Origin of the sequence: Bacteroides propionicigenes, from assembly GCF_018390535.1 — a bacterium.
Lineage (GTDB): Bacteria > Bacteroidota > Bacteroidia > Bacteroidales > Bacteroidaceae > Bacteroides > Bacteroides propionicigenes.
In genome coordinates, this window is record NZ_JAHBBW010000012.1 from 133,881 (window position 1) to 141,357 (window position 7,477).

Here is a 7,477-nt window from a genome sequence, read left to right on the forward strand (position 1 = left end):
AACGTGGGACTGCTGTCTGTTTTGCGTTTAAGGGCTTTCCTAGGGCCTTCATGTTAGAAACAGCACGCAGCTCCACGTTTCTGTTTTTAGATAACCGGTCCTTGCGGGAGCTTGGAAGGACGTATGCTAACCTTTCTGCCTATGCAGAGTAGGGAGCGTTATTACAAGCTATGCGACTAGGAATGCTCGTTTTCTTATTATCGGCTTTTCTTTCTGTCCCGGCATATGCCCAATGGGACAACGGAAAAGGTATCAATCGCAACAATCATTCATTGCTGGTGAAAACCAATGCTGTGGGGTGGGGCATGCTGGCCATGAATATGGCGGTAGAGTATGATGTCTCGCGTGCGGTTTCCGTGGTGCTGCCGGTCTACTATTCTCCTTTCAATTATGGCAATCGCAAGTTGCGTACATTCTGTGTGCAGCCCGGGGTGCGTTACTGGTTTGAACGTGTGGACGGATTGTTTGCCGGTGCGCACGTGGGCGTAGCTACTTATAACTATGCCAAAAAAGGCGGCACTTACCGCTATCAGGACAGTGACGCGGATTCTCCCCTGTTCAATATCGGTGTAGACACAGGCTATCGATTGCCGCTTGACAAGCATCGCCGCTGGTGCGTGGAGTTTTCTTTGGGCTTGGGTTATGCTTACTTGCACTACGACCGTTTTTTCAATATCCCCAACGGGGCATATGTGGATACTCGCACTAAGAACTTCTTCGGAATAGACCATGTGGGTGTTTCGTTTGGCTATCGTATAGACTGGAAAGGAGGCCGCAGATGAAACGCTTATTCTCCCTATATATAAATAAGGTGTATACCGGTAGCGTGTTTAGCATTGTCTTATGCCTGCCGCTTTTCTTACTGACATCCTGCGGTGTGCACGAACTGCCCGAAGACGGTGGCGTCGACCCTACGGTTGTGCACACTACTATCGTGTTGCTGCCCGGTGCAGACATGACTCCTTTTGATATTCCCGAATTTTCCACGCGTGCAGCCGACGGACATACGTACGAAGTGCGCTATCAGGTGGAAGTTTATGCCGACGACAAGTACGACCAAAATTTGCAATTCCGCCGCACGCTCACCTATCCCGAGGGCTATACGGGGGAAGTCGCTTTGGAATGCGACCTCCATGCCCGCAACTATCGTGTGGTGGCATGGCGCGACTTTGTACCTGCAGGCACTTCCGATGATTGTTTTTATAGCACCGAAGACTTTTCGGCTATCAAGCTGAATGGCGATTACGTGGGCGGAACTGACTACAAGGATGTCTTTTCGGGACAAGTATCGCTCAACTTCACCTCCTATCATTGCGATTTGGAAACTGAGCACAGAGAGGAGATGCGGTTGGAACGCCCGTTGGCAAAGATTATGCTGGTGACGACGGATGTCATTAAATACTTTGATAATTTGAAACAGACGGAAAACAAAATTGCAGCCGATGATAGAACTACATCCCGTACGACCGATGTAGAGGATCTTACGTTGAAAGTGCTTTATTCCGGTTACTTCCCTACGGGCTTCGACCTCTCACTTAATCGCCCTAACAAAGTAGATACCGGTGTGAGCTTTTCCTCTGTGCCTATATCCATTTCGGATACGGAAGCTTGTTTGGCTTTCGACTATGTATTGGTGAACGGTGCACAATCCGCCGTTACGGTAGATATGATTATCTATAATAAAGACGGGGTGGAAGTGAACAGCATAGGTGGTGTGGAGATACCCATTGAACGAAACAAGATAACGACTGTGAGAGACGCTTTTCTAACTCGTGATTTTGATCCGAGTATTGGTGTAGACCCAAGCTTTAATGGCGAAATAAATGTGGTAATACCTTGATTTTCGATATAAACAAAATAAATAATGTTTCACAAACAACAAGTAGTATGAAAAAGTATTTTTCACTTATGGCAGGGATTATCCTGCTCTTGTTCGCCGCTTGTCAGAATGATGAGTTGGTGAATGGAGATGGCAAAGAAGTGTCCGTTTCCTTTGACGTACAGATACCGGACGACGGTGCTGTTACACGGGCGGAGACAAAAACTAATGGTGACGGAACAACAGTAAACCGTTGCATTTTGGAAATCTATCAGGGAGACCAACTTTATGGCACACGCCATGTAGCGGCTATGAGCGGCAAAACAGTTACATTCTCGGATATTCGTCTGGTGACATCACAGACTTATCAATTTGTATTTTGGGCAGACCATGTGGCTGATGCATCGTCTGCGATTACTTCCGATCTGCATTATACAACGACTAGTGCGGACGGATTGAAAAACATTACTTTCACATCGGGTTATACCGGTAATGATGAAACACGGGATGCTTTTTTCTGCACTATGGAGAAAACGGTGACAGCTGCTTTTACGGAAAACATTAAGTTAACTCGTCCGTTTGGCCAGTTAAATATCAAGACTACTGATTGGGCGGATATTCCTACCACCAAGTCGGAATTGAAACCGGCTAAGGCTTCGTTAACTTTCAAAACAGATTTGTATACAACATTTAATGCTTTGAGTGGAGATGCATCAGGCGCTCAAAAACTTTCTTATCAAGCTCCTGTATCGGTGGTTAATGCTCAAGACGGTACATTGACTTTGGACTATATTCTTGCTCCAAGTACCGGGCAGTTGCCGTTGGATATAACGCTTACTACTTATAAAGAAGACGGGTCAACGAGTATTACATCAAAAGATTTGACGTCTATTCCTGTCCAGCGTAACTATAAAACCAATGTAAGCGGCAAGTTGCTGACAGTGTCCGGAGAGGTTAATGTGGAAGTGAAGCCTGCATTTAATAAAGATAATATTGAAATAAAGGTGAAGGAAGTGGCTACCGTATCGGAAGTTGCGGCAGCTTTAGCTGAGTGTGACAATGTAGTGGTGACGGAAGCTCCGACTACAGAAACTACTATTTCATTGCCGAAATCATCTGCTGCCGACAGAGAATTGTCTATCACTTTGCCGACAACAGATAAACAGATAACGATTCAGTATGATACAAATTCATCTTCAGGTAGCAATGTCCCTAAAGTATTGAACATTACTATACCCAATGCCAATGCAGCACTTGTGATTGAAGCAGCGGAAACCACTGTTTATTTGAATGGAACAAAATATGCGAGTGTTACAGCCGGTACTGCTCCCAATACTCTTGTCATCGGAGCGGGTGTTGAAGTAACGAGCTTGACGGTGAATGCCGGTAACGTTAAAGTAATTGGTAACGGTAAGATAGGTAGTATTTCTAAGGGAAGCAGCTATCAAGGTACAGCCTATATCATAGCCTCCGACCAAGCGACGCTTCCTACTGATTTAAGTGGTTTTACAGTGATTGCTTCGGAAGAAGCCATTGCCATAAAAGAAGCCCTTGCTAAGGGTGAGGCTTATATGCTGAAAGAAGATGCCGATATAACGAATGCAAGCGTCGTTGTTCCTGTCAATAAGGTTGCAACACTGGATTTGAACGGTTATACGATTACAGCTGCTAATAGTAGCCCCATTTCCGGCAATCCGGGAATAGGCAGCATTACCGTACAGGGTAAGTTGACACTGAAAGACAGCAAGGGTAATGGTAAGATTATAGGAAGCAAAGACTATAATAGTGCTACAGATGGCAACGGAGTGGTTGTTGTTGATGGTGAAAATGCTTTCTTGGAAATGCTGAGTGGAACTATTTATGCTGTCAGAAATAATGCGGCAGCTAATGGACAGTACGGTATAATCGTCTCCGATGGTGGTGACTTTACCATGAAAGGAGGTAGAATAGAAGTCGGTTGGTGTGCTGTTGGCGGTAATGGTATTGATAAGACAAAAAATAGTGTAATCAAAATAGAAGGTGGTGAGCTGGTTTCTACGTCAGACTATGTGCTCTATTTGCCTCACGCTGGTGAAACAACGATTTCCGGTGGAACTATTGTTGGTGCGGCAGGTGGTGTATGTATCCAACGCGGTATATTGAATATTTCCGGAACTGCGGATATTTGTAGCTTGGGTACAGGTGATACAGGAGATTGGAGTGATGGTACAGGCGGTAAGGTTAATACCGCATTGATGGTTTCCGCTAAATATGGAGACTGTACAGTGAATATCAGCGGTGGAAAGTTGACAGCTGCAAAAGACCTTATATTCCTCAAAGAAAAGAGTAATTTCCAACAGAATGTAACCGTTACGGGCGGAACGTTCTCTGATGCCAGCTTACTTGGCTATCTTGGCGCTAATGCCAATGTTAAGGTGAAAATGACAGCTGATAAATCTTGCGGAGGTTTTGTAACCAAAAGCGGACAGGTGGTAGATATAGATTTGAATCAGCATACACTTACGTTAGTTGAACCCAGAGTTGGATCTGCTGGCTCTGAAACAAATAGCTGCCAGTTGCTGAAAGGGTCTAAAGTTACTTTTAGTAATGGTAAATTGCAAAGTACCAATGCCGATGGTATAATGATTCAGAATTACAGTGACTTGCTTTTGAAAGATGTGGAAGTTGAAGATGTGAAAGCACAGTATGTGGTATCCAATAATTATGGAAGTTGTACTGTTACTAATAGTACAATAACGTCAGGAACCAGTTTCACTTTCTATGCAATGGATGTATATTCCGCTTCCAGTCCGAGTTATGCGGAAGGCGTTACTGTTACGATAAACGGAGGTAGTGTAATCAATGGAAAAGTAATATTTGCGGGGGATACCGAAACTCCTATTAGTAAACTCATTGTCAACGGGGGAACCTTTAATGGTCATTTAAGGAATTATGACTATGAGAATTTTGCGAATATAAAGGACTATATCATCATCAATGGTGGTGAGTTCGGCAAGTATACCGGTTGGAGTGATTATAAGTAAAAACCAAATAGAATTATATCTTGTATGAAAAACTTATTGTTATTAGCGACAAGTATTATCTTGTTGGTTTTCACAGCCTGTCAAAATGATGAGCTGGTGAATGGGGGAGACGGTAGTGAAGTGCCGGTATCTTTCAGTGTACAAGTGTCCGGCGGTAACGAATCTGTCGATACGCGTGCAGGAGGGGAGCCGCAACCGGGAGACGGCTCAAAGGTAAATCGCTGTATCTTGGAGGTCTATTTGAATGATGTGCTTTATACACGCAGTATTGCCAAAGTAGTGGATAAGGCAGCTACATTTGATATACGCTTGGTTACTTCACAAACCTATAACTTTGTGTTTTGGGCAGATAATGTGGTTGATAATTCTTCCGATGAGAACATCAAGTTGGATAATCACTACAATACTGCTAATGGTCTGAATAACATTACAATGACAGGCAATTACTATGGAAGTAGCAAGGACGACACGCGTGATGCTTTCTTTGTTAGTAAATCGATGGAGGTTAACAAGGCTTTCTCTCTGAATGTTTCGTTAACCCGTCCTTTCGGTCAATTGAATATCAAGACTACCGATATTAATGATATTAAGTCGGATGCGTTGAAGCCAAAAGGTGCGCAACTGGTATTTGCAAAAATATATAAAGGTTTCAATGCGGTTACGGGTGAGGCGCAAGGTGAACAGACTGAACAGGCTTATTATGCTACGGCTGATGTAGTAGATGCTGACGGTAATCTGACCCTTGATTATCTTTTCGCTCCCAAAGATAATAGCAAAGATTATCCGGTAAATATGACTTTGAGTGTGCATAAGGCTGATGGTTCTAAAATCACTGATAAATCATTGGTAAACATACCTATCAGACGTAACTATAAAACCAATGTTACCGGTAACTTGATGACGGTAGGTGGTAAGTTTACAGTGACGGTAGAACCTGTCTTTAGCACTCCCGACATCAGCCATGAGATTGCGGAAGCAAAAAGTGTGGCTGAAGTAACCAATCTTTTGAAAACGCATGCCAATGTGGTACTGACAGAAGAAGCGATAAATTCAGTAGGTTCGTCTGAACCTGTAAAAGTAGAGATGCCGGTATTGGCTGCCAGTGAAGACGCTACTACACCACGGTCGGTAACAATTCCTGCAACTACGAAGAAGGTTGTAATAGCGAATGCAACAACGACAGAAAGTAATACGGCAGTTTTAAAAGAAGTGACTGTAAACGTATCTACAGCGAATGAAGTTGAAATTAATTCAGAAAAAACAACTTTCACCGCTACCGGAATAAGTATAGCACAGCTTACCGCTACTACTGCAGAGAATACATTGATTGTTAGTAGTGAATTAACTATTACTAAACTGATTTTGAAGAAGGGTGGGGTAAGATTGTATGGTAAAGTTTCCGAAATACAAAAGGAGTCTGGTTGGAATAGCCATATCTATCGTTGTGTATCTTCTCAACAAGATGTAGACAATCTGTTGGCGGACAACGTTACCGGTTATGAGCAAATCTTGATTGACCAGCCTGTTAGCGGAACGCTTGACTTTAAAGGGACGTCCGAACTTATTAAACCGATGTTTGTTTCACAAAATGTGGAGATTAATAATTTGAAGCTGACATCAGGTGGAGAAGGTACATTTAATGTGATGGGTGATGATTTACGGGTGAAATTGAGTAATTCTACTATTACAAATACCGAACAAGAAATAGATCCTTCTTGTGGAATACAATGTATTGGTCTTAATCCTCATCTTGAACTGTATGGCTCTAATGTTGTGACTACCGGCAAGTCAATTCGTGGAATAACTATCGGAGGTAATGCAAACTCTGAGGTGGCTTCTTCTCCTTATATTTTATTGGATGCAACGAGTATTCGTGCTAATGCAACAGCTATTGGAAATGCGGCATATGATGCCGGACAAGTAAATGCGTTTATGGGGCGTTCTTACTCTCGTGGTATTAATTATTATAATATGACTGGTAAGCACGACTTGATTATTAGAAATAAGTCATCAATAGAAGGTTATTATTATGCCGTAAACCAGACATTCTTTGGTGGTCAGCTTATAGCAAACGTAACTGATTCCTATATGGATGGTCGTTGTGCTTTCAATGTCCGTAATTCTTATAATGAAATTACGGTATCAAAATCTGTTTTGGTAGGGCGCAACTATTTTCAAGGACCAACTGAAGAATTTGGAGCGATAGTATTGAATCGTGATGATGATGTGCATATGGCAGACTATACAACAGTGAACATTATCGATACGGATATTTATTCCCGTACCAATCCGAATACGGACTATAATCGTCAGTTTAGTGTTGATGCTCGTTCCGATTATAATATGATAAACCTGAAAGGAACTACCAAGTTGTATGAACTTGTAGGAGAGTCCGATACTCCTCGTTTGCCGTATTTCGTGATAGACAGACGTGGCACGAATAAGTGTAATGTTGATTCCGGTGTTACTATTGCAAACGGTATGGAAGGCGCTGTTGTTTTTGGATTAGAGTAAGACCTCAAATCCGCAACTAAGCTCTTCAGCGTCCTTCTTGCGTCTAAACGTCCTCTCATCACTGAATTAGCAGATAAATTGAGGCTGAAATACCCACTTCTGCCCACAATATCCCCTTGCC

General features: G+C 42.9%; 4 protein-coding genes. All 4 read left to right on the forward strand.

What is annotated here, in order from left to right; translation table 11 throughout:
• Nucleotides 1-170 precede the first annotated feature (170 nt).
• The 4 genes from KG118_RS14245 to KG118_RS14260 are packed head-to-tail and all read left to right on the forward strand — an operon-like array spanning nucleotide 171 to nucleotide 7,356.
• Nucleotides 171-782, forward strand: a complete 612-nt coding sequence (locus KG118_RS14245; protein WP_117710901.1) for a DUF3575 domain-containing protein — start codon at nucleotides 171-173, stop codon at nucleotides 780-782.
• Nucleotides 779-1,840, forward strand: coding sequence for a DUF6562 domain-containing protein (locus KG118_RS14250; protein ID WP_233514857.1), 1,062 nt, complete (start codon nucleotides 779-781; stop codon nucleotides 1,838-1,840). Before KG118_RS14245 ends, KG118_RS14250 begins: the two co-directional genes overlap by 4 nt.
• Before the next feature lie 47 nt (nucleotides 1,841-1,887).
• Nucleotides 1,888-4,842, forward strand: coding sequence for a DUF6562 domain-containing protein (locus KG118_RS14255; protein ID WP_117710900.1), 2,955 nt, complete (start codon nucleotides 1,888-1,890; stop codon nucleotides 4,840-4,842).
• Between the two features lie 24 nt (nucleotides 4,843-4,866).
• Nucleotides 4,867-7,356 (forward strand): DUF6562 domain-containing protein, encoded by a 2,490-nt coding sequence (locus tag KG118_RS14260; protein ID WP_117710899.1) that lies wholly within the window; start codon nucleotides 4,867-4,869, stop codon nucleotides 7,354-7,356.
• The last annotated feature ends 121 nt before the right edge of the window (nucleotides 7,357-7,477 follow it).